Below are 21,672 nucleotides of genomic sequence, written 5' to 3'. Positions count from 1 at the left end.
AATGCATACGATGAAAAGAACAATCTTTATAACATTACTAACAATTATAGTCATTTCTCAGGTAAAAGCTCAGGGACACGGACCGCTTTATGGTTTACAAACCCCCACATTGGTGAAAGGAGGGGTAGATTTTAATGCAGCAGCCATGAGCTTAGCCACCGAAGATGATCAATCCTTTATGCTTAGATACATCTGGTCGTATGGGGTGACTGAAGATCTGCAACTCAACATTACAACACCCACCATGATCAACAGACTGTCTGAAGCCCCCAGAACAAGAGGTAACAGCAATATGCCAGCGAATGGGGACATAGAAGCATCTGTCTGGTATCGTTTCTTTTCTAATGCATTTGGCGTTGGCAAACGCTTTGAATCCACCGCCATTTTAAGTGTTTCGGCACCAACGGAGAAAACCCGAGGAGAGATCAATGTAAGCAACTCCATTCACGGAGCGATCTCTACCGGCTATGCTTCCCGTATCTGGTACGCCTGGATAGGCGGTGGTTATCAGTATTACTTCAAAGAGTCTAATGATCAGTTGGGTGACCTTCCTTATGCAAGTCTGGTAGTCGGTTATCGGCCGAATATATTTATGGGTGATTATCCAAAGCCGGACTGGAGAATGTTTGTTGAATCACTAGCGGAGTTTCCGGGAGCTAATACCCTTGAAGGTCAGCTTACTCCCGTTGACCAAAGAGGGAAAAAAGTAATGATTGGGCCTTCATTCCTCGGGCTTTATGGAGCCTGGGGTATATCCTTCGGAGCTTTATTTCCGGTCTATCAGGATGTAGTGCAAAGCCCCAAAGAGCGATACAGACTTTCAATGAATATCAGTTATTGGTTATAACATTAAATAAACAAAAATATGAAAAAGATAGGAATAATAGTAGCATTAACCATTTTCAGCTTCAGTAGTTCAATGGCTCAGTTGATCAAAGTAGATCAGGAGGTATTTGGAATGGACTGTGCTCCGTGTGCCTATGGTCTGGAGCGTGGGCTCAAGAAAATGGATGGGCTGGAAAGTGTAAAAGTAAGCCTCAATGACGGCAAAGCTTATCTTACGCTTGCTACCGACAATGAACTTACCTTGCAAAAAATCCAGAAAGAAGTGAAGAATAATGGATTTTCAGCCAAAAGTGCGGAAGTAATTTTGCAAGGCGAGTTACAGCAAAAAGGAAATCACTGGCAGGTCAATGTAAACAACGAGACCTTTCAGATAGATTCAGATACTGAGGGCAGGATTACTACAGCTATGAAACCTGGAACGGTAAAGCTAAAAGGATTAGTTCACGATGAAGAAGAAGACAATGTGGAAAATTTATGGAAAATTGAGGTAACAGAAATCTATTAGAGTGATGATGACTTGTTACCAAGACTGTGAATAAAAGTAAAAATTTCCAATACGGATTTAAAAGCTTAATATGTGTTTATCGCTCCTTTGTTTTAGGGCATAATAAGCAAGCTTACTTATGCAATAGGTAAAGATATGCTCATTCATTTGCTGCATTTAATTAGTAACTTTGTTAGCAATAATTCTTAAGCTAAGGCTAAAATTGATAGAACTCTTCACAATTCATACTTAGGTTCTTTCAGTAATATAAGCCTTCCAATAGCCTGGTTCCACTTCGAATGAAGAACATTTTTTTATAATTAAATAATAGAAAAGTACAAACTCTTTTTGTGCTTTTAAATACTTTTTCACTATAAAATGAATAATCATGAGGAACTATGCACTAAACAACGAACCCGGGGCTATTACTTATCGATCAACAGCTACCAAACTATTTGTCATTTTTGCTGTCTTTGCTTGTATATCAGGCTGTCGCTTTATAGATGACTTGGAAGATGTGCTGGATGACAAAAAAGACAAGGCAAAAAAACCAGCTCTTGAACTGGTTGCTGAAGGACTCACCGCGCCAGTTATGGTCACTGAGGTACCTGATGGCAGCGGAAGATTACTTGTTGTGGATCAAATTGGCCTGATTCGGGTAGTGATGCCGGATGGGACACTCCGGGAAGAGCCTTTCTTAGATATCCGCGACAAATTAGTAGAGCTCAATGAGCATTACGATGAGAGAGGGCTGCTGGGATTAGCCCTGCATCCCGACCATCTCAGCAACGGTAAATTATATGTTTACTACAGCGCACCGCTGCGGGCAGAGGCTCCTGATGATTGGGACCATACCAATTATGTATCTGAGTTCACCGCCTCGGCAGCACCTTTGATGGCTGATCCTAATTCGGAGAAGACCCTCTTACATTTTGACTTCCCTTACTCAAATCATAACGCCGGCACACTGGTCTTCGGGCCTATGGATGGCTATCTCTACATCTCTGTAGGCGATGGTGGCAATCGGGATGATGAGGGCATGGGCCATGTAGATGACTGGTACGAAGATAATGCTGGTGGTAATGGACAGGATATCACAGAAAACCTGCTGGGTAATATCCTGAGGATTGATGTGGATGGTGGTGATCCTTATGGCATACCGGCTGATAATCCTTTTGTAGATAAGGAAGGACTGGATGAGATTTATGCCTATGGCTTCCGGAATCCGTATCGCTTTTCCTTTGACATGGAAGGCCGCCACCAACTATTTGCAGGTGATGCAGGGCAGGAACTATGGGAGGAAGTAAGCATTGTAAGAAAAGGAGGCAACTATGGTTGGAATGTAAAAGAAGGCTCCCACTGCTTTGATGCAGAAAACCCTGAACATGTTCCTGCTGATTGCCCGGATACCGATCCGGAAGGAGATCCGCTGATTGATCCTGTCATTGAATTTAAAAATTCTAAACAACCTGGTGGTTTAGGTCTTGTGGTAGTGGCGGGATATGTTTACAGGGGAGATGAATTACCAAAATGGAACGGCCAGTATATTTTTGGTACCTGGAGTGCCACTCATGAAGCACCTAATGGATTGGTGTTCATAGCAAAACCCAAAGGGAGTGCAGGGCTATGGGATTTCCATCAGATAGAATTTACTAACACACCCACTGGTGATTTGAACTCTTACTTGTTAGGCTTTGGACAAAATTCCAAAGGGGAAGTCTACATATTAACTTCTGATACGGAAGGTCCAAGCGGCCATTCAGGTAAGGTATATATGATGGTTGAAAAAGATAAATAAGGCCAGGTTCTTCCAGCCCTCAGCGTGCTGATAGCCTTAGTCATTAATGGAAAGTAATCATACTGATCATTTGGGCTGTCAGCTTTTGTGGTCTTTGGCCTCTTTGCTGTACGATAAAAATTAATATACTTTTCTTACTTAAGCTCCCAAATCAAATTTATCCATATCAGTTAGCTTTTACTGTAAGAGAAAGAAGAGCATGAAATGTCCTTAAGTCAGGAAAATTATTTTATCTTTGGCTTAATGAACTGGCGATCTACCATAGCAAGTACTTTGATGCTTATTCTTTATGCAGGTGTATTGTTGCATAATGCTATACCTCATGTACATATTGAAGCAGAAGAGGTGGATCATTCCGTAACGCATCATCATAGTGATGGATCACATCATCATCACGGCGAAAGTTCAGAGAATAATTCTTCAGAAGATACAGATTCGCTTCTGGGTCTAACCAGCTTACTGGCGCATGCCAATCTGGGAGTAAACCATTTTACCGACTTTACCAGTAACAAAAGCTTGTTTGTTCCTCTGGTAGCGGTCCTGTTATTCCTGCTCTATAGCATTGCCTGGAGCCTCTTTCTTTTATTCAAGATTCCCAAGCCTCCCGAATGGCAACACCATAAAGCACTTCAACTTTTATATCTCAACACTACTTCCCGCCGTGGCCCTCCTTCATTTTCTTAAATGTTGCATGGGATCTTTATCACATTACAGGTAAAGGTCTGTCTTTTCTATTCCCTTGTTTTAACATTCAAATTTTTAAGAAAATGAAAAGCTTCTTATATATCGCTTTACTATCAATTCTATACCTATCTGCCTGCACTGGTACATCTACTTGATGATCATGGACATAGCCATGATGAAGGCACCCATACTCACGAAGATGGTTCTACCCATGCCGATCATGAAGATCATGAGCAGGAAGAGTTCAGTGTATCCGACTCTACGCATCACGAACAGATGCATGAGGACGGAGAGGATCATGATCATTAAGCGCACCTAAAAATTATTTTTATCATGTATAAGCCAATATGGTTTCTGGTGGCCATAGCCCTTTTGGGTTATGGTTGCCAGCTCAGCCCAGATGAGGAACATACGCATGGAGAAGGCGGGCACGAACATGGTGCTGAGGCTTTATCCTATACCGTATGGACCGATAGTTTGGAGCTGTTTGTAGAATTCCAGCCTTTGATAGTGGGACAGCTCAGCTCTTTTGCCGCGCACTTTACCCGATTAGAAGATTATAAACCGGTCACTGAAGGTTCAGTAACCGTGAGCCTGGTGCAGGGAGATAAGGGCATACGTCAAAAGGTGGATGCGCCTTCTTCACCCGGGATCTTCAACCCTGCCTTACAGCCCAAACAGGCAGGGCAAGCCCGGCTTATTTTTGAATTGAATGCGCCTGGTATGCAGGAGCGTATTATCATTGATTCACTGGAAGTATATGCCACTACCGAAGAGGCTGTGGAGCATGCCCCCGAACAGGAGGAAGGAGAAGTCACTTTCTTGAAAGAGCAAGCCTGGAAAGTAAATTTTCAGGTAAAGGCTGTCGAGAAAAGAGACATCCATGAAGTAATCAAAACTTCCGGGCAGATCATGCCCGTGCCAGGGGAAGAAAGAGTGATTAATGCCCGGACCAGCGGTAATGTTACTTTTGCAGGTTCTCAGATCGTAGTAGGTAAGCCTGTGCAAAATGGGGAAAGAATTTTCAATATTCAGTCTGCGGGTTTTACCGAAAACAACCTTGGCACCCGCCTGCAACAGGCAAGGGCTGAATATGAACGGGCACAGGCCGATTATGAAAGAGCACAGGCACTGGTAGAAGATCAGATCATTTCAAGAAAAAACTTTCAGGAGATCAAAGCAGATTTTGAAGTCGCCCAGGCCAATTATAATAATCTGGCGAATAATTACGGCACTCAAGGCCAACAGATACAGTCACCTATCCTGGGGTTTATCAAAAATATACTGGTAGAAGAAGGAGCTTATGTCAACAGCGGTGCTCCATTGGCTACTATTTCACAAGATCAGCGGCTGATGATCAAAGGAGAAGTATCCCAAAAGTACTTTCAGAAGCTTCCCCAGATACGTTCAGCCAATTTCAAGACTTCTTATCAGGAGCAGGTACATGATCTGGACAGCTTTAATGGTAAGCTGCTATCCTATGGAAAGAGTGCCGGAGGAGATGCGCATTATCTGCCAGTCTACTTTGAGCTTGATAATCAGGGAAATCTGCTTTCCGGTTCATTTCTGGAGCTTTACCTCAAAACCCAAACCCTGGAGAATGTACTGGTCATCCCCAAATCAGCACTGATGGAAGACTACGGCACCTATTATGTCTATGAACAGATCAGCGGTGAGTCTTTTGCCAAAAGAGAAGTTCGGTTGGGTGCTGATGATGGATTGCAGGTACAAGTGTTAAAAGGCATAGCTCCGGGGGCTATGGTGGTTACACAAGGGGCCTATCAGGTCAAAATGGCTTCTATGTCTTCTTCTGTACCGGCGCATGGTCATTCCCACTAAAGCAGAACAGCTATGCTGAATAGAATTATCAATGCATCTTTACAAAACCGCCTGCTGGTCCTTTTTCTGGCACTGGCAGTTTCTGTAGCCGGTACGGTCATTGCCCTTGAAATGGATGTGGATGTCTTTCCTGACCTCACTGCTCCCACCGTAACCGTGCTTACCGAAGCACATGGTATGGCTACTGAAGAAGTGGAACGTTTGGTGAGTTATCAGATAGAATCTGCACTCAATGGGGCTCCCAATGTACGCAGGATACGCTCTTCTTCTGCGATGGGGATTTCCATCGTATGGGCAGAATTTGAATGGGGAACGGAAATCTACCGAGCCAGGCAGATTGTCAGCGAAAAGCTTACTCAGGTAGAAGAAAACCTGCCCCCGGGTATCGGAAGTCCGGTGCTGGCACCGGTATCTTCTATCATGGGAGAGATTATGCTTATTAGTGTGAGTTCTGATGAAGTTTCCCCCATGGAACTGCGCACCCTTTCTGACTGGACCATCCGGAAACGTTTGTTATCGGTAGGTGGAGTTTCTCAAGTAGTTGTCATTGGAGGAGATTATAAGCAGTATCAGGTACTGGCCTCACCGGAACGGATGAAGTATTATGGTGTCACTTTCTCAGAACTGGAAGAAGCAGTGGCCGGAGCCAATGTGAATGCTTCCGGGGGCTTTTTGAATGAATACGGTAATCAATACATCATCCGTGGAGAAGGGAAAACCACTGCGCTTCCTGAGATGGGGCAATCTGTCATCAAAGTAGTAGACCAAACGCCAGTCACCATCGCTGATGTGGCTGAACTCACCATCGGCGCTGCTCCCAAGATCGGGGATGGTTCCATGAAAGGAGAAGATGCGGTGATTTTGACCGTGCTCAAACAACCTGAAACCAATACGCTGGAACTCACCGAGCGCATAGACTCAGAACTGGCGGATATGCAGACGCAACTTCCTGAAGGGGTTAACATCAATACCCACATCTTCCGGCAGGCCAACTTCATCCAGGCTTCCATTGACAATCTACAAAGAACCCTGCTGGAAGGAGCCTTTTTTGTAACGCTGGTGCTCTTTCTGTTTCTGCTCAACTTTCGGACTACCATCATTTCTCTGCTGGCTATTCCGCTCTCTTTGTTTGTGACCATCATTGTACTTAAGCTATTGGGATTGACCATCAATACCATGAGTCTGGGAGGGATGGCCATTGCCATTGGGGTGCTGGTAGATGACGCCATCATAGATGTGGAGAATATCTATAAACGACTGCGGGAGAATGCCCGAAAGTCTGAAGCTGAGCGTATGCCAGTCGTACAAATTGTCTATCAGGCATCCAAAGAGATCAGAAACTCCATCATGATTGCTACGCTGATCATCATTGTAGCCTTCATTCCTTTGTTTTTCCTTTCCGGGATGGAAGGGCGACTGCTGCGTCCTTTAGGAATCTCTTTTATCACCGCCGTACTGACTTCTTTGCTGGTAGCCGTAACCCTTACTCCGGTACTGAGCAGCTATCTGCTCAAGAATAGGGACCGCCTCCTCAAACAGGCGGAAGGTAGTAAAGTAGAACGCTGGTTATCTCACCGTTACCGCTGGGTGCTGGAACGCGTACTGAAATTGCCCAAAGCAGTGCTGGCGGGTACGCTAGTGCTTTTTGCAGTAGCACTGGTGATGATGACGCAGCTGGGCAGAAGTTTCCTGCCTGAATTTAACGAAGGCTCGTTAGTGATCAGCGTAGTGACGCCTCCTGGAATTTCATTAGAAGAATCAGATAAAACCGGTACACTGGTGGAAGAGATACTGCTTTCCATGCCTGAGATTGAGGTCACTTCACGCCGTACGGGCCGGGCAGAACTGGATGAACATGCGCAAGGGGTCAATGCCTCTGAAGTGGATGCACCCTTTGTTTTGCAGGATCGCTCAGAAGAAGCCTTTCTATCAGACTTAAGGGAAAAGCTCAGTGTAGTGCCGGGGGCTAATATTACCATAGGCCAGCCTATTGCCCACCGCATTGACCATATGCTCTCCGGCACAAGAGCCAATATCGCCATCAAAATCTTCGGTCCTGACCTTTCTCGCTTATTCAACCTGGGTAATGAAATTCAAACGCAAATTGAAGGGGTGGAAGGATTGGTAGACCTGAATGTAGAGCAGCAGATAGAAGTGCCTCAACTCAGGATTAAACCCAAACGTGCACTGCTGGCCAAATATGGTATCCGTATGCAGGAACTCATGGACTTTGTAGACGTGGCTTTTGCGGGAGAAACAGTTTCTCAAGTGTATGAAGGACAGCAAAGCTTTGATCTGGTCCTGCGCTATGAAGAGGAGAGCCGTGGTGATTTGGAAAGTATCCGCAATGCCCCACTGGATACTTATGAAGGTAAAAAAATACCCCTCTATTATGTAGCTGATGTCAGTGTAGCCGGTAGTCCGTATAACGTCAACCGGGAAGATGTACAGCGTAAAGTGGTAGTATCCGCCAATGTCTCAGGAAGAGATTTAAGAGGAGTAGTCAATGAGATTCAGCAGCGCATTGCTGAAAATGTAGAACTACCTCAGGAATACAGGATAGAATATGGTGGACAGTTTGAAAGTGAGGCCAATGCTTCCCGTTTACTTCTCCTGGCTTCTATTGCTGCTATGATCATTATCTTTCTCTTACTCTATCTAGAGTTTAATGATCTGACGTTATCCGGGATTGTACTGCTTAATCTGCCACTAGCACTCATTGGTGGGGTGATCATTGTCTTTTTTACTTCCGGTATCGTATCCATTGCTTCCACCATTGGTTTTATCAGTTTGTTTGGCATTGCCACCCGTAATGGCATATTGCTTATTTCGCATTACCAAAGTCTGCTCATTGAAGGAAAAAACCTGTATGAAACCCTGATTGAAGGTTCTCTGGACAGGCTGAATCCCATTCTAATGACTGCTTTTACTACGGGGCTGGCCCTGATTCCTCTGGCCTTATCCGGGGCAGAAGCAGGCAATGAAATACAAAGCCCTATGGCAGTGGTGATATTGGGAGGTTTACTCAGTGCTACCCTGCTTAACCTGGCCGTCATTCCGGCAGTGTTCTTTCTGCTCTACCGCAAAAAATACGCATGATTAACGCATCCTATGCTATGAAAAAATATTGTTTTTTTATCATCCTGCTGACTATAATCTTTGGCTTGAATCGGAAAGTAGAGGCACAAAACACCGTGGAGGAAGTATTACGTGCTGTGGAGCAAAATAATCCTACACTACAAGCCAGAAGACAGTACGTTGAAGCGCAGGCTTTGTCCTTTAAGACAGATATTTACCTGCCCAACCCAATGCTTGCTTTTGAATACCTGCCCGGCACACCTGCTGAGGCAGGAACGCAGAAAGACTTGACCGTATCCCAGGCTTTTGACTTTCCTTCTGTTTATTTCAGAAAAAAAGACTTAGCAGAAGCACAGATCAACCAACTCTCTTTTGTATTGGATTCATTGCGTCAGCAAGTGCTTTTGGAAGCCAAACTGCTTTGCCTGGAGTTAATTTATGCTCGTAAACAACAGGCTGTATTCAACCAACGCCTTAGCAATGCTGAGCAATTGGTACGGGATTATGGGCGCAGATTAGCGCAAGGGAATGCCAATATCTTGGAAGTCAACAAAGCCAAATTGCTGAGGCTCAATTTGAATAATGAACTCATAGTATTGGAAAGTCAGATTGTGCAAATGACAGAAAAGCTTACAGCCCTGAATGGAGGGGAAGAAATGTTGTTTACTGCCGATAACTATCCTGAGATGGATAACATTCCTGAGTTTGAGGTACTGGAGCCTCTCACCGAAGCCAATGATCCGACACTTAATTATTATGAGCAGCAGCAAGAGGTCAGTCAGGAACAGTTGTCAGTAAACCGGGCATTAGTTTTACCTTCTTTTCAGGCAGGTTATCGGTACCAGGCTATCTTAGGTCAGCAATACAATGGCTTTATGGCTGGCATTTCCATTCCACTTTGGGAAGATAAAAACAAAATTAAGCTAGCGCAAGCGCAAATCAATTGGAGTAATCAGGCAGTGGCAAGAGAAAGGACTGAGCATCTCTATACAATTCGCAGATTGTATGAGAAACAGCAGACTTTACAGAACACTTTGCAGGAATATGAGGGATTGCTTTCAGAACTAAACAATACCGCATTGCTGGAAAAGGCTTTGCGCTTGGGAGAAATCTCATCCATAGAATTCTTTATGGAAATCATGTATTTCTATGAAGCAGAAGACAAGTATCTGAGACTGGAAAATGAGTATCAGCAGGCTGTGGCAGAATTGCTGAAGTATCAGCTATGAACTCACGTAAATGAGTTCTCTTATTGATGGACTATTATTAAATACGAACTGAAATTTTATTTGTGTAACAGCCACGATCGTTTTAAGAAAATCAAATCAACAACAAGATCAAATCACTTTCTTACTATATTAACAGGAATCATATTTGTTTATGAAGGTTCTACTCATTGAAGATGACTCTACACTATCAGAAGCGATTGTTAGTTTTCTTAGCAAGGAAAAATATCTCTGTGAGATTGCAAGTGATTATAAGGCCGCCGAGGAGAAAGTCAATATGTACGAGTATGATTGTATTCTGGTAGATATCACTTTGCCGGGTGGAAATGGATTGGAGATTATCCGCACGCTAAAGAAAATTTACTCGTTGGCAGGGATCATCATCATTTCGGCAAAACATTCCCTGGATGATAAAATCACAGGACTAGATATTGGTGCTGATGATTACTTAACCAAACCCTTTCACCTGGCAGAATTAAACGCCCGCATCAAATCTTTGATTAGAAGGCGAAACTTTCAGGGCAACAATGAAATTAACTTTCAGGATATACTGGTTATCCCTGAGCGCAAAGAAGTTTATGTCAATGGCCATGCTGTAGACCTGACGCCAAAAGAATATTTACTGTTAGAGTTTTTTATGGCCAATGCGCAGCGGGTCATTTCCAAAGAGGCTATTGCCGAACACTTATGGGGTGACCATATGGATGTAGCCGATTCTTATGATTTCATCTATTCCCAAGTCAAAAACCTGAGGAAAAAGCTGAATCAGTATAGTCAGAACCACTACCTTCATGCTGTTTATGGAATGGGGTATAAATTCGTCAAAGATTGAAGCTGCTCTCTAAGGCCAACCGCTATTATCTGCTGCTCGCTACGCCTGTATTTCTGACAGCAGGCCTGATGTTTTATTTTATGATACAGGCAGCCATTAGGGAGGAAATCTCTGAAATCCTGGATTTTGAGATAGAAAAGAAGATAGAAGAACTTAGAGCGCAAGATATACCGCTGGAAAATATTGCTGAAGTAGAGTTTGAAATCAAACAAGTTGATACTTATCAGGATACCCGCACATTCCAGGATACCGTACTATGGGACCACTACCGGGGGCAATGGATACCCTATCGGCAGATCACCGTATACGAAACTTTTGAAGGTCAGCCTTTTCAGCTCACTTTTAGGGAGTCTTTGATAGAATCTGATAAATTACTGCTTGCAGTCACAGTGTCTCTGGTATTGTTGTTTATGCTCATGGTCTTGGCACTTTTGCTGGTGAACTACTTTCAGATACGAAAACTTTGGGCAGGTTTTTATGAAAATATTCAACTCTTGCGCAGCTACGAACTAGATAATCCCCAGGCCGTTAAAGAGACCCAATCCGATATCCAGGAGTTTCAGGAGCTTAATGCAGCCATCAGAAAAATGACTGATAAGATCCACGGAGATTATTTGAGGTTAAAAGAATTTACTGAAAATGCCTCCCATGAAATACAAACACCGCTGGCGGTCATCAAAAGTAACCTGGACCTTTTACAGGAAGAGATTCAGCAGGAGAAAGCCGCTAAAATTGTAACTAAAATCAGCCAGGGGCTTCACCGCATTTCTAAAATCAACCAAAGCCTGCTGTTGCTTTCTAAAATTGAAAACCGGCAGTTTAAGCATCTGGAAAAGATCAATTTAAAGGAGGTCATCAGCAACACCCTGAAAGACTTTAAGGAGATGCTTGCCGATAAACAGCTGAGCATCAAGTTTATTTCGGAGGAATATACGCGGACATTTCCTATAAATCCAGCCCTTGCAGGCATACTCATCAATAACCTGATGAGCAACGCTATCAAACATAATATAGCAGAAGGGGAGATCAATATTTACCTGGATAACCAAGGACTAGAATTCAGTAATACCGGACTGGCTTTGACGAATCCACCGGAAAAACTTTTTGAGCGTTTCGTCAAAGAAAATCCCAGTCATGAATCATCGGGCCTGGGGCTTTCACTGGTGCAAAAGATTTGTGAGACTTATCACTGGAAAGTCACTTATCAACAAAAGGAGCAAACCCATACCATTCATATTCTTTTTTGAAAGCCACCTCAATATCCAGAATTTCTACAGAATTACTTCATTCATTTGCATAACTCAAAGCAGGCAAATGAAGCACTACATTTTTTTACTCGCACTGATGTTACTTTCAGCATCATTGACGGCTCAGGGAGACAATACGATTTCCGGAAAAGTATCGGAGGCCAGTGCTAATGAACCGCTTCCCTATTCGTCCGTCTCTGTTTTTTCTGTCCCGGACAGTACCTTGGTGAGCGGAGTGATTACTGATGAAGAGGGGCTGTTTTCTATTGAAGGTTTAAGGAAAGGTAAATATAGCCTGCATTTTTCTTTTGTCGGTTATCAGCCCAGGAATGTGGATGTTTTGTTAGGTGAACTCAATACGTATTTTGATGTAGGTACTATTGCGCTGGAGGCAGTTAGCGCTCAACTGGATGAGGTAGTGGTGGAAGGGCAAAGGGAAATTGTATCCTCCGGCCTTGATCAAAAATCCTTTAATGTAGACAATATCCTTTCCCAGTCTGGCGGCTCAGTACTGGATGTGATGAAAACCATGCCCGGCGTAACGGTAGATCAGGAGGGAAAAGTAATCCTCCGGGGGAGCGATAAAGTGGCAGTCCTGATAGATGGTAAGCAGTCCAGCCTTACCGGTTTTGGCAACCAGAAAGCCCTGGATAATATTCCCGCTGCCAATATTGAACGCATTGAGATCATCAACAACCCATCTGCTAAGTACGATGCCTCAGGCATGGCCGGTATCATCAATATCATTTATAAGAAAGAAAAAGAATCCGGTTTCAGCGGTGATGTGGGATTAAGTCTTGGTTTAGGCGCGTTTTCAGCACCACCCAGGGAAGATCTGCCCACCGAACTTGGCAGCTTCCAAAATAACCCTAAGGCTATCCCCAGCCTCAACCTGAACTATCGTACACCCAAGCTCAATTATTTTCTGCAATCGCAAGTCATTTTGCAGGAGGCGCTTCCCAACAATGAATTTACCATCCGTAACTATAGTGATGGGCGGAATACCATTTCACAGGTACCTGAAAACCGCCGACAGGTACACTATATCCTGAACGGAGGCGTAGACTGGAACCTGGATGACAATAACACCCTTACCTTCTCTGGTATTTATGACTTTGAAAGACACGTGGATACAGCACAGGTGGCCTACATTGATCAGAATGCAGAAAGGCGCTACCGCTACTACGCCTGGAATGAGGAAGAGGTAACCGGCTATATCAATCTCTCAGCACAGTACAAACATAAATTTGAATCCGCCGGGCATACGCTGGACGCTGGGCTTCAGTACACCCGGGGCTGGGAAGACGAAACCTATTCCCTCAACGATAGCTCAGCTGTGCGACAAGGTAAAGACAAGACCAATATCCTGGCGATTGAACATACCACCACCGCCAGTATTGACTATGTGAAACCGCTGATGAGCGGCAGGCTGGAAGCCGGTGCCAAAGTAAGAATCAGAAGACTGCCGGTAGAGTATGCCATCACTCCCGGAGAAAATTCTATCATTTATCCTGATCTGGGCGATTGGTCCAGATGGGGAGAAGATCTCTATGCTGCTTACCTTAACTATATCTTGGAGCAGCCCTTCTATGATATTGAGGGCGGTATAAGGGCAGAGCAGACCGAAGTGTTTTATAATCTGGACCCGGCTAATGCTTATTATCCCACCAATGATGCTTATGATTATTTCCGGCTGTTTCCTAATATCCGCTTCACCTACAAAATCAATGAAAGCAACCGCCTTTCAGCTTTTTACAATAACCGGGTAGACAGAACCGGCGAGCCCGAACTGCGGGTCTTCCCCAAATTTGATGATCCTGAACTGCTCAAAGTAGGTAATCCTTACCTTCGCCCTCAATTTACCCAGACTTTTGAGCTGGCCTATAAATACCTCTGGGCCACTGGTTCTATGTATGTGGCGGGCTTTCATCGTATTATTGAAGATCCTTTCATGCGTATTTTTGCCATTGACAGCAGTAATACTGATTATAATATCATCAACAAAACTTATCAAAACACCGGGGGGGCTACCAATACTGGGGTTGAACTTATCCTTACCCAGGATATCAATGAATTTGCCAAGCTATCGGGTAGTTTCAACTGGTACAACAATCATATTGATGCCTATACGGGCACAATACTTTTTCCTTATGAACGTCCATTTAACATCAATGAGTCTGATGATAATACCTGGGATTTCAAACTCAATGGCCTGTTCAACTTGCCTAGAGATATTCAGCTTCAACTGACAGGAATCTATTACGCACCGAAAAATATTCCCCAGGGAGAGCAGCTTTCCCGTTCCTCAGTGGATTTAGGTATCAAAAAAGGCATGATGAATGGCAAAGGAGAACTCACCTTCTCTATCAGCGATATGTTTTACAATTTTGGTATCCGACAGGATATTGTGGAGGAAGCCTTTACAGCTCGTTATGAGAACAATTACGAGACGCAGGTAATGCGACTAGACTTTAACTATAAGTTTTGATTTAAGCAATGCAAATTATTTAAGTAGAGCATGTAATTGACTTTAATTTTATGAAAGATTCAGTAAACGAAGGAGTGAAAGATATCTCCGAAAAGACTATTGATATTAAAGATGAGGTGTTTAAAGAACCTACCAACCGGGTAGATGACTTTAAATTCAGCAAAAAAGTAGCTACCGTCTTTGATGACATGGTGAGCCGTTCTGTTCCCTTCTACGGGGAAATGCAGCGCATGGTGGCTGAAATCGCCGCTGATTTTGCTATGCCCGGCTCAGTGGTTTACGACCTGGGCTGCTCTACCGGTACCACTATGATTGGTATGGACAGCATGCTGGACAACAGTATTAAATTTGTGGGCATAGATGAGTCGGATGATATGCTCAGCAAGTGTGATGAGAAGCTCAAAGAAGCAAATTTCACCAGAGCGTACGAATTAAGGAATACGAATCTGCACCAAGGTATACAATTAGAGAATGCTTCCGTGGTGGTGCTTTGCCTTACCCTTCAGTTTGTGCGTCCCCTTTACCGGGACAAACTGATCACCGAGATTTATGAGCAGATGAACCCCAATGGCGCATTAATCCTGGTGGAGAAAGTGCTGGGTGAAGATTCTATTTTCAACCGCCTGTTTATCAACTACTATTATAATTATAAACGAAGGAATAGCTATAGTGAAATGGAAATATCGCAGAAGCGTGAGGCGCTGGAAAATGTGCTGATCCCTTACAAACTGATGGAGAACCGGGAAATGCTGCTCAACCATAAATTCCGGTACTTTGAGGTCTTTTTCAAATGGTATAACTTCTGTGGACTCGTAGCTGTAAAATAATGGTTAAAATAGGTAATTTCATCTTTCACTACCGGAACTTCATGTTTCCGGTATTTTATCTGGCACTTTTTCTTCCCTCTCCTCCCATCTTTGGACATTATGTAACAGCCATCATATTGGGAGGAATCATAGCCCTTACGGGACAAAGTATACGCTGGACAACCATAGGATTGGTGTATATTATCCGTGGTGGCAAAAACCGACAGGTATATGCTGAGAAGCTGGTTACTGACGGTATTTTCGCTCACTGCCGGAACCCCATGTATGTAGGAAATGTGCTGATGCTGATTGGTACCGGAGTACTGGCCAATAGTTTATACTTTCTACTGATCGGAGGGCCTTTCTTTATCTTTGTGTATCAGGCAATCATCATGGCAGAAGAAAATTTTCTGCATAACAAATTTGGCGCTGAGTTTGAAGCCTACAAAGCCACTACCGGACGTTGGATTCCTAAATTCAAAGGGCTGGGTACGACTTTAAACAGCATGACTTTTCAGTGGAAGCGGGTCATTCTTAAAGAGTACAACACCTCGTATATCTGGTTGCTGGGCTGCATGCTCTTGATCCTGAAACAGACCTATGAGCATGAACCTACAGCAGCGTTTGATAATGCTTTGCACATTCTTATCGGGGTGATTGCCTTGATTACATTGACCTATGGTACCATTAAGTACCTGAAAAAAATCAAAAGATTTACCAGTGCCTGAGTAGTTTGACTAATTTTCGGATGTGCCAAAAAGTTGCTTAATTTCGATTTGTACTAGGGGGATAGAATTATTAGTTAGTAACCTCAAACCTAATCGTAAAAGTATAAGCGTGCTCTTCAAAAATTTTATCTACCTTGATCTGCATGTATTTTTCATTCAGTTCATCCACCATCCAGTTTTCAAAAGTGTAGGATTCTTCTGTTTCATAGCCATAGAGCATGCTGTGGCCGGAGTCAAAAAGAGAGACTGAAAAGATACTGTGGTCATCATTGAGCTTCCATCCGGCAATGTGGGGGATGTAGGATAGGTCATTCTCCTTGCAAAGTGTACTACCTTCTTCAGCATGCAGTTCGCCTACAGCACCGGTACCGGGAGCTTCTGTGAAGAAGATATTGTCTTTGATACAGGCAGGTAGTTGTTCGTACCAGTCCAGCACTTCACCATCACTTTTTCTCTCTGCCTGTATGGAGACTACCTTCCAGCTTTTCTCATGCAGTAATTCTTTGAGAGGATACTTGGGTGTAACTTCAACCTGAGAATTACAGGAAACAAGGCATAGCATGGCTAGCCAGAAAAAAGCAAAATAGTTTTTCATGGGGTATAAAAATTTAATAATCCAGTACTATGGTATTGGCAATAGTGGTTCTTTCCAGTCTTTTTTGTTGCTGATCTCTTTGAGTCTGTAAAGATCGGCAATGAGCCACTTCTAACAAAAACTTATCTGATCTTTCTAGCATCTCACTGGCTAATTGCAGATAGTCTTCAGAGAAAGATTGCAGTCGCATCCTTTCAGTTTCTGTCATGGAAAAACGAGTTGGTTGTTTTAGGACTTCATCCATTTCCGTAGACTTTAAGATCAGGTCTTCTGCTAAATATTGAAAAGCCACGGCGGCATAGGCCTTTCGTTCATTGGCTATGCTTTGAAAGCTGTTGGAAAGCGCATGAGATCTTTGTTTCGCTTCCCGAAAAGAAGACAGATCATCAGGCAAAGGATCAGCAGAGCTTGTAAGGAATACATCCCGATAAATCCTATCCGGAGAGTCTTCAAAGAGAGGATGCTCCACAACAAAATCTATCTCCAATCCTGGCTGTACTACTCCATTGACCAACTCATTGGCCAGATAAATTGACTTAGACAAATCTGCCCAGTGCAGATCCCGTATGCTCTCTGCCTGCTTGAGATCATCCAGTACCTGTTGCTGTAGCATTTCAATACGGGTATAGCTGGCAAAGATATCTTCAGTCAAGTCCAGAGTTTTCTTGTACTGCTGTTGTTTGATGATGTTTAGTGCCAGGTTTTCACTGCTTTTGGCAATGGCTTGTTTGTCTATGACAAAGATGACATAGGGCTGGGCTTTTGCTGAAAATGATAGCAAAAGCATGAGCATCAAGAGGTATTTCCAGATCATAAGCATGTTATTAATTCAATACAATGGAGTTGCTGAGAGTACTTCCCTTTCCTGTTTAAGCTTGTATGTATTCACCACCTGTTGCTTTTGAAAGGAAGGTGTTGAAGCCTGCCTAATCAACTGATCGGCTTTCTCCTTCAACTGCTTCGCTGCAAGTAAATGATCCTGCATCCGGCTAATCATTTCCAGTCGTTCTGCTTCAGTCATGGAAAATACCTGATCCGTATTGAGCAATGTACGTAGCTCCTCTGCCTGTTCTGTCTTCGTCTGTGCTAAGACCTGCCAGGCTATGGCAAGCTGTAGCTTTCGTCTCTGACTCATCTCTTCTAAGGCAGTGACATTGAGATTTATCTGTTGTTGATAAGCTTCAAAGGGAGCAAGCTGGGTAAAGATGATATCATCCCGATATGGTATGATAAGGTCATGTAGCATCTGGCTTTTTTCTATAGGTTCAGTCTGCTCATGATACAGCTCATGAAGTTGAGCAGCAAAAGTATAGTCATCCAGATGATGAGAAGAACCTACTGCCTGACCTATAGCCTGTTGTTCTTGTCCAGCCTCTGAAATCCTAAGTCCTGCGGTGCTGGTAGTTTGCTTGAGGAATTCCCGGTAGTCATACTGAAGCTGGTCAGTAGCTTCCACATTTTCTTTGGTATCTTCAGTTGCTTCCCGGATCACTTCCAGCAGCGCTGCCTGTTTGAGGTTGGTTTTCATGTGGTCATCCAGGCTTTCTTTGAGCAGATTATCCATTACAGGAATCATTTGCTGGGCCTGCACCTGAAAGCTGAATATCAATACAATGGTTAGTGGAAGAATAAATGCTTTTTTCATGGGGAAGAGAAAAGTTTGATTAATCATATACATACAAAGGAGTAGCAGAGAGCACTTCTCTTTCAAGTTGTTGCTCGTAATGCTTGAGTGGCCCTGATTGACTTTTTTCTGCTTCCTTCATCACATCCAGCACCAGTTGATCGGATTGCAGCTTGAGATCCATGCTTTTTAAGATATAATCATGAGCCTGTTTGATGCTGGAAAGCCTTTCTCCTTCTGTCATAGAAAAACGTTCATTGACAAGCAGGGCCTGGCTAAGTTCTTGGGCTTTTTCCAGCAAGTCTGCTGCTACCTGATTGTAAGAAAGCGCTACCTGTAACTTCTTTTTATAAGCCATCTCATCAAAGGCCGCCCGATTAACTGAGAGTTTCTCCAGCGTCATTTGCAAAGCAGTAAAGTTAGGAGGTAGTGGACTATCTGATCCAAAGCCATCCAACTCCTGGTAAAGTCTCAGACCACCTTCTATGCCTTCAAGGGTTTGGTATGCCTCTTTGAGCATACCAATTTCTTCATAAGCCGGTACATAAACATCCATAGAAGTTTGTAAGGCTAAAGCATGGGCTTCGCTTTCCACCAGGTCTGCCCATTGCAGTTCCTGAACCGTTTCAGCTTGCTTTAGAAATTCCTTGTAGTCATACTGTAGTTCATAGATATCTGAAACTTTATCTCTGATCAAAAAGGAAACCGCAAGCTGATCCTCCAGTTTGTCTAGTTGGTCATCCAACGTTACTCCATTGGCAATGGTGATGGCAATATGGGCAGGATCTACTACCGGTATTCCTTGGGCACAGGTAAATCCAAAAAGAGTAATCATAACTAAGATAATGACGATTGATTGTTTCATGATTAATACTTTCAAGGTTAATTTTCTTTAGATAAATACAGGGGAAAGCCGTCCGGTAAAAAGATCGTGATCTTCTTTCTTCTGGAGCCTTGCAGGATATTGCGTCCCAGTTCAGTAGCGACATCTAAAGGAAGATCCTGCACAGACCGCTGTCCCTGACGGTAAACCGTTTGCCTTGTGGCTTCTTCCAGTACATTTTTAGATTCATCCAGCAAAATACCTTCATGATAGGTATGATGATGGACCTGCAATTGTACCGGAGTCTGAAGAATCCTTGAAACCATAACCAGGATACGGTTCTGGGCTATTCTTGCTGTTCCATACAAGATGGTTCCCACAGGAAAGCTTTGTCCATCAAAAGACAAATCTTCCGTTAACCGCAGGCTCAGCATGCTGTTGTTGCTCAACAGCTGATCTTCATGCACTACACAGGCTGTAAAGCTTTGTTGAGAAGCAGTAGCAGCTACTCTCACCGGCTGAAAGAAATCTGTGCTTTTCACCTCAATTTCTTGTTGGATCACTGCTGCTGCTTTTTGGGCAAGCTGGGGTTTTCTTTTTATTGGTTTTGCAGTATTCTTTCTATACCTAATTTCGTGCTGAGGTGCAGCCTGAACCACTACTGTTTTCAATGTATCGGCGACTATATAAACAGAGTCATCTACCGATACAGCTTTAGGATTCACTTTTTGATGCATCATCTGCCAATCAGGATTTGTCACTTTTAGTTTCGCTGAGGCTTTACTAGACATCTCTTTTCTTCTTTCCTTTGCTTCTTTTTTGAGCACTTCCTCATAGACGGCTGTCTTATCCGGAAGGCTTTTAGGATGAATATTCTCTTCCCAGCCAAAGCTTGGCAGAGGTGTACCTTTTAGTGCCTGTAAAAGTCCTTGACCCTTGAAGTGTAGCAATGTAATAAACACCGCTGCTACACCTACAATGAGTAAGAGACTGTATCTGGATAAGTTTTTCAGGAGTTTCTCTTTCCAGCTTTTGGCTGCCACCGGGGCTTCAAAGCGAAGCTTTTCAGCGTTTATATGCTCCTCATCAATATTATCTTTAAAATCCATCCTTTTTTGAAGTTTATAAGTTCAATGTTCAGAGTTCAAAGTTGTCTTAATCTCCCAGTCTGAATCTGAACTGTGAACAGTGAACTAATACAAATTCGCCCGTTTGATCAATTGATAAGGAAGCTTAAGCGAGACACTGCGACGTGCTCCTTTTTCTCTAAGCGTAGCAATAACAGACTCCTTTCTTTCCAGTGCCTGCAGTGGTAGTATATAGTAGAGATAGTCAGTTGAATAAGGTAAGATATCATTGATCTGCAGATTTTCAGTCTCTGTTATCGGAAAGTGAGCCACCTGCGTTTTGGCAAAGAACCCTTTCTTGTACTTTTTGAGTCTTTCAAAACCTACAAACTCAGTTTGATAGACTACGGAAGTATGGTTCTTCACCCTGAACTTGAGATAGGTAGCCTGATGATCATGCAGTATGCCTACCAGCCTGAAAGTGATGCCATTTTCCTTGTTGCCGACATAATGAAGATCTGTTGGGCTCTCAAGTACTTTGAATCTCTTTTCAACTTCACTAATCATTGACTCTTCCTGCTCCCAAATATTTTTCCTAAAGTCATAGAAGGCTTTAGGATGAGAATGAAAGACAAGCACCCCTTGAAAAGGTTTACCACCTACCACAGCATAAAATGGCGTAGGAGGGACAGTATCAGCTTTTGCAATCACCATGACACTTTTGCCTTCAATGCTGGCTTGAAAAAGCATAGGATTTCCTATGTCTGCTAAACTCACCACCTCATCAAAGAGTAGGTAAGACTTCGCCTGATCGGACACATAAATGGTATCTTGGCCAAAACTGTGAGTAGATAATAAGAACAATAAAACGAGTAATACACTGAATCTGATCATAGTTTCTTGTCTTCTTTACGAGGGTAGGCGATAAAATCAAAATCAGTGAGCAAAAGACCATAAGGATTCTTTTCATGCCGGTAGGCTTGAACCACTTTAAAGCTTGCTGCAATGGGAAGACTGCGGACATTGTCTCCGATATGTACCTCCTGTAAAGCATAGAATTTACCTTCTATGGGCAAAGTGTTCATATCCAGTACCACAGAGTCTAATTTGACTTCAGTATGAGAGCCATAACGGACATAGTTTTTCTGCACTTCCCCTTCCTCAAAGTCATGGTATATTCTTTTACCTGATTCTTCATCAATGAGGTTCAGCGCATAGTTGATATGCTCATAATACGTCTCAGCACTATGGGCAAACATATGCTTGACAAAAGTCTCCACATGGTTCTGGGTCTCAATGCGTGATACTTTTCTTCCATCATAGTAGCTGGCAGGAAAGGTGCCCCAGGAGGTAATGACATAGGTCTGTTGCTGATAATACTCTGCTACTTTTCTGTACTGTATGATGTAGATCACAGTAGCAGTGATAAAACCCAGGATGCTGACAGCTGCCAGCATCTGCATGGTCTTGAAGGTCTTGTTAAAGTCTTTTACGTTTGACATGGTTC

The 21,672-nt window shown here is 43.3% G+C and carries 20 protein-coding genes; 12 read left to right on the top strand and 8 right to left on the bottom strand.

All coding sequences use genetic code 11. The features are described from left to right. Positions 1-10 precede the first annotated feature (10 nt). From OKW21_RS21195 to OKW21_RS21180, 4 genes are all read left to right on the top strand, one after another. Positions 11-847 (top strand): hypothetical protein, encoded by an 837-nt coding sequence (locus tag OKW21_RS21195; RefSeq protein ID WP_277483130.1) that lies wholly within the window; start codon positions 11-13, stop codon positions 845-847. 18 nt (positions 848-865) lie between these two features. Then, complete coding sequence (locus OKW21_RS21190) at positions 866-1,351, top strand: heavy-metal-associated domain-containing protein (protein WP_277483127.1); 486 nt, start codon at positions 866-868, stop codon at positions 1,349-1,351. A 367-nt stretch (positions 1,352-1,718) separates the two neighbouring features. After that, a complete protein-coding gene (locus tag OKW21_RS21185; protein ID WP_277483124.1) occupies positions 1,719-3,128 on the top strand; it encodes a PQQ-dependent sugar dehydrogenase in 1,410 nt (469 codons plus the stop codon). Between the two features lie 243 nt (positions 3,129-3,371). Continuing rightward, positions 3,372-3,812: a hypothetical protein gene (locus OKW21_RS21180; RefSeq protein WP_277483120.1), complete on the top strand. Its 441-nt coding sequence runs from the start codon at positions 3,372-3,374 to the stop codon at positions 3,810-3,812. 147 nt (positions 3,813-3,959) lie between these two features. On the opposite strand, the gene OKW21_RS21175 is transcribed toward OKW21_RS21180, so the two are convergent. Further along, positions 3,960-4,112 carry a hypothetical protein gene (locus tag OKW21_RS21175; protein WP_277483118.1) on the bottom strand — a complete coding sequence of 51 codons (153 nt, stop codon included), beginning with the start codon at positions 4,110-4,112 and terminating at the stop codon, positions 3,960-3,962. 33 nt (positions 4,113-4,145) lie between these two features. Here OKW21_RS21175 and OKW21_RS21170 point away from each other — a divergent pair, with 33 nt between their 5' ends. The 8 genes from OKW21_RS21170 (at position 4,146) to OKW21_RS21135 (ending at position 16,056) form a co-directional block, all read left to right on the top strand. Further along, entirely contained in the window at positions 4,146-5,651 is a 1,506-nt protein-coding gene (locus OKW21_RS21170) for an efflux RND transporter periplasmic adaptor subunit (RefSeq protein WP_277483116.1), read from the top strand. Between the two features lie 12 nt (positions 5,652-5,663). Beyond that, positions 5,664-8,750, top strand: coding sequence for an efflux RND transporter permease subunit (locus OKW21_RS21165; protein WP_277483114.1), 3,087 nt, complete (start codon positions 5,664-5,666; stop codon positions 8,748-8,750). A gap of 17 nt (positions 8,751-8,767) precedes the next feature. Beyond that, positions 8,768-9,958 carry a TolC family protein gene (locus tag OKW21_RS21160; RefSeq protein ID WP_277483109.1) on the top strand — a complete coding sequence of 397 codons (1,191 nt, stop codon included), beginning with the start codon at positions 8,768-8,770 and terminating at the stop codon, positions 9,956-9,958. 151 nt (positions 9,959-10,109) lie between these two features. Beyond that, positions 10,110-10,787, top strand: a complete 678-nt coding sequence (locus tag OKW21_RS21155) for a response regulator transcription factor (RefSeq protein WP_277483108.1) — start codon at positions 10,110-10,112, stop codon at positions 10,785-10,787. After that, positions 10,784-12,034, top strand: coding sequence for an ATP-binding protein (locus OKW21_RS21150; RefSeq protein WP_277483106.1), 1,251 nt, complete (start codon positions 10,784-10,786; stop codon positions 12,032-12,034). The genes OKW21_RS21155 and OKW21_RS21150 overlap by 4 nt, the downstream gene beginning before the upstream one ends. Before the next feature lie 67 nt (positions 12,035-12,101). Next, the gene (locus OKW21_RS21145; RefSeq protein ID WP_277483104.1) at positions 12,102-14,522 is read left to right on the top strand and encodes a TonB-dependent receptor; all 2,421 of its coding nucleotides are present in this window, start codon (positions 12,102-12,104) and stop codon (positions 14,520-14,522) included. Between the two features lie 50 nt (positions 14,523-14,572). After that, positions 14,573-15,349, top strand: coding sequence for a carboxy-S-adenosyl-L-methionine synthase CmoA (cmoA, locus tag OKW21_RS21140; RefSeq protein WP_277483102.1), 777 nt, complete (start codon positions 14,573-14,575; stop codon positions 15,347-15,349). Positions 15,350-15,390: 41 nt separating this feature from the next. Further along, complete coding sequence (locus OKW21_RS21135) at positions 15,391-16,056, top strand: methyltransferase family protein (RefSeq protein ID WP_277483099.1); 666 nt, start codon at positions 15,391-15,393, stop codon at positions 16,054-16,056. Positions 16,057-16,126: 70 nt separating this feature from the next. Here OKW21_RS21135 and OKW21_RS21130 read toward each other — a convergent pair whose 3' ends face one another. From OKW21_RS21130 to OKW21_RS21100, 7 genes are all read right to left on the bottom strand, one after another. Continuing rightward, positions 16,127-16,651: a hypothetical protein gene (locus OKW21_RS21130; RefSeq protein ID WP_277483097.1), complete on the bottom strand. Its 525-nt coding sequence runs from the start codon at positions 16,649-16,651 to the stop codon at positions 16,127-16,129. Positions 16,652-16,664: 13 nt separating this feature from the next. Continuing rightward, positions 16,665-17,465, bottom strand: coding sequence for a hypothetical protein (locus OKW21_RS21125; protein ID WP_277483094.1), 801 nt, complete (start codon positions 17,463-17,465; stop codon positions 16,665-16,667). 15 nt (positions 17,466-17,480) lie between these two features. Then, positions 17,481-18,296: a hypothetical protein gene (locus OKW21_RS21120; protein WP_277483092.1), complete on the bottom strand. Its 816-nt coding sequence runs from the start codon at positions 18,294-18,296 to the stop codon at positions 17,481-17,483. Between the two features lie 19 nt (positions 18,297-18,315). Then, entirely contained in the window at positions 18,316-19,140 is an 825-nt protein-coding gene (locus OKW21_RS21115; protein ID WP_277483090.1) for a hypothetical protein, read from the bottom strand. 17 nt (positions 19,141-19,157) lie between these two features. Next, positions 19,158-20,207 (bottom strand): conjugative transposon protein TraM, encoded by a 1,050-nt coding sequence (traM, locus tag OKW21_RS21110; RefSeq protein WP_277483088.1) that lies wholly within the window; start codon positions 20,205-20,207, stop codon positions 19,158-19,160. Positions 20,208-20,291: 84 nt separating this feature from the next. Continuing rightward, complete coding sequence (locus tag OKW21_RS21105) at positions 20,292-21,059, bottom strand: hypothetical protein (RefSeq protein WP_277483086.1); 768 nt, start codon at positions 21,057-21,059, stop codon at positions 20,292-20,294. Next, positions 21,056-21,667, bottom strand: a complete 612-nt coding sequence (locus OKW21_RS21100) for a conjugal transfer protein TraK (RefSeq protein ID WP_277483082.1) — start codon at positions 21,665-21,667, stop codon at positions 21,056-21,058. The genes OKW21_RS21105 and OKW21_RS21100 overlap by 4 nt, the downstream gene beginning before the upstream one ends. Between the last annotated feature and the right edge of the window lie 5 nt (positions 21,668-21,672).

Source organism: Catalinimonas alkaloidigena, from assembly GCF_029504655.1.
Taxonomy (GTDB): domain Bacteria; phylum Bacteroidota; class Bacteroidia; order Cytophagales; family Cyclobacteriaceae; genus Catalinimonas; species Catalinimonas alkaloidigena.
This window is presented reverse-complemented; position numbering and strand designations above follow the sequence as displayed.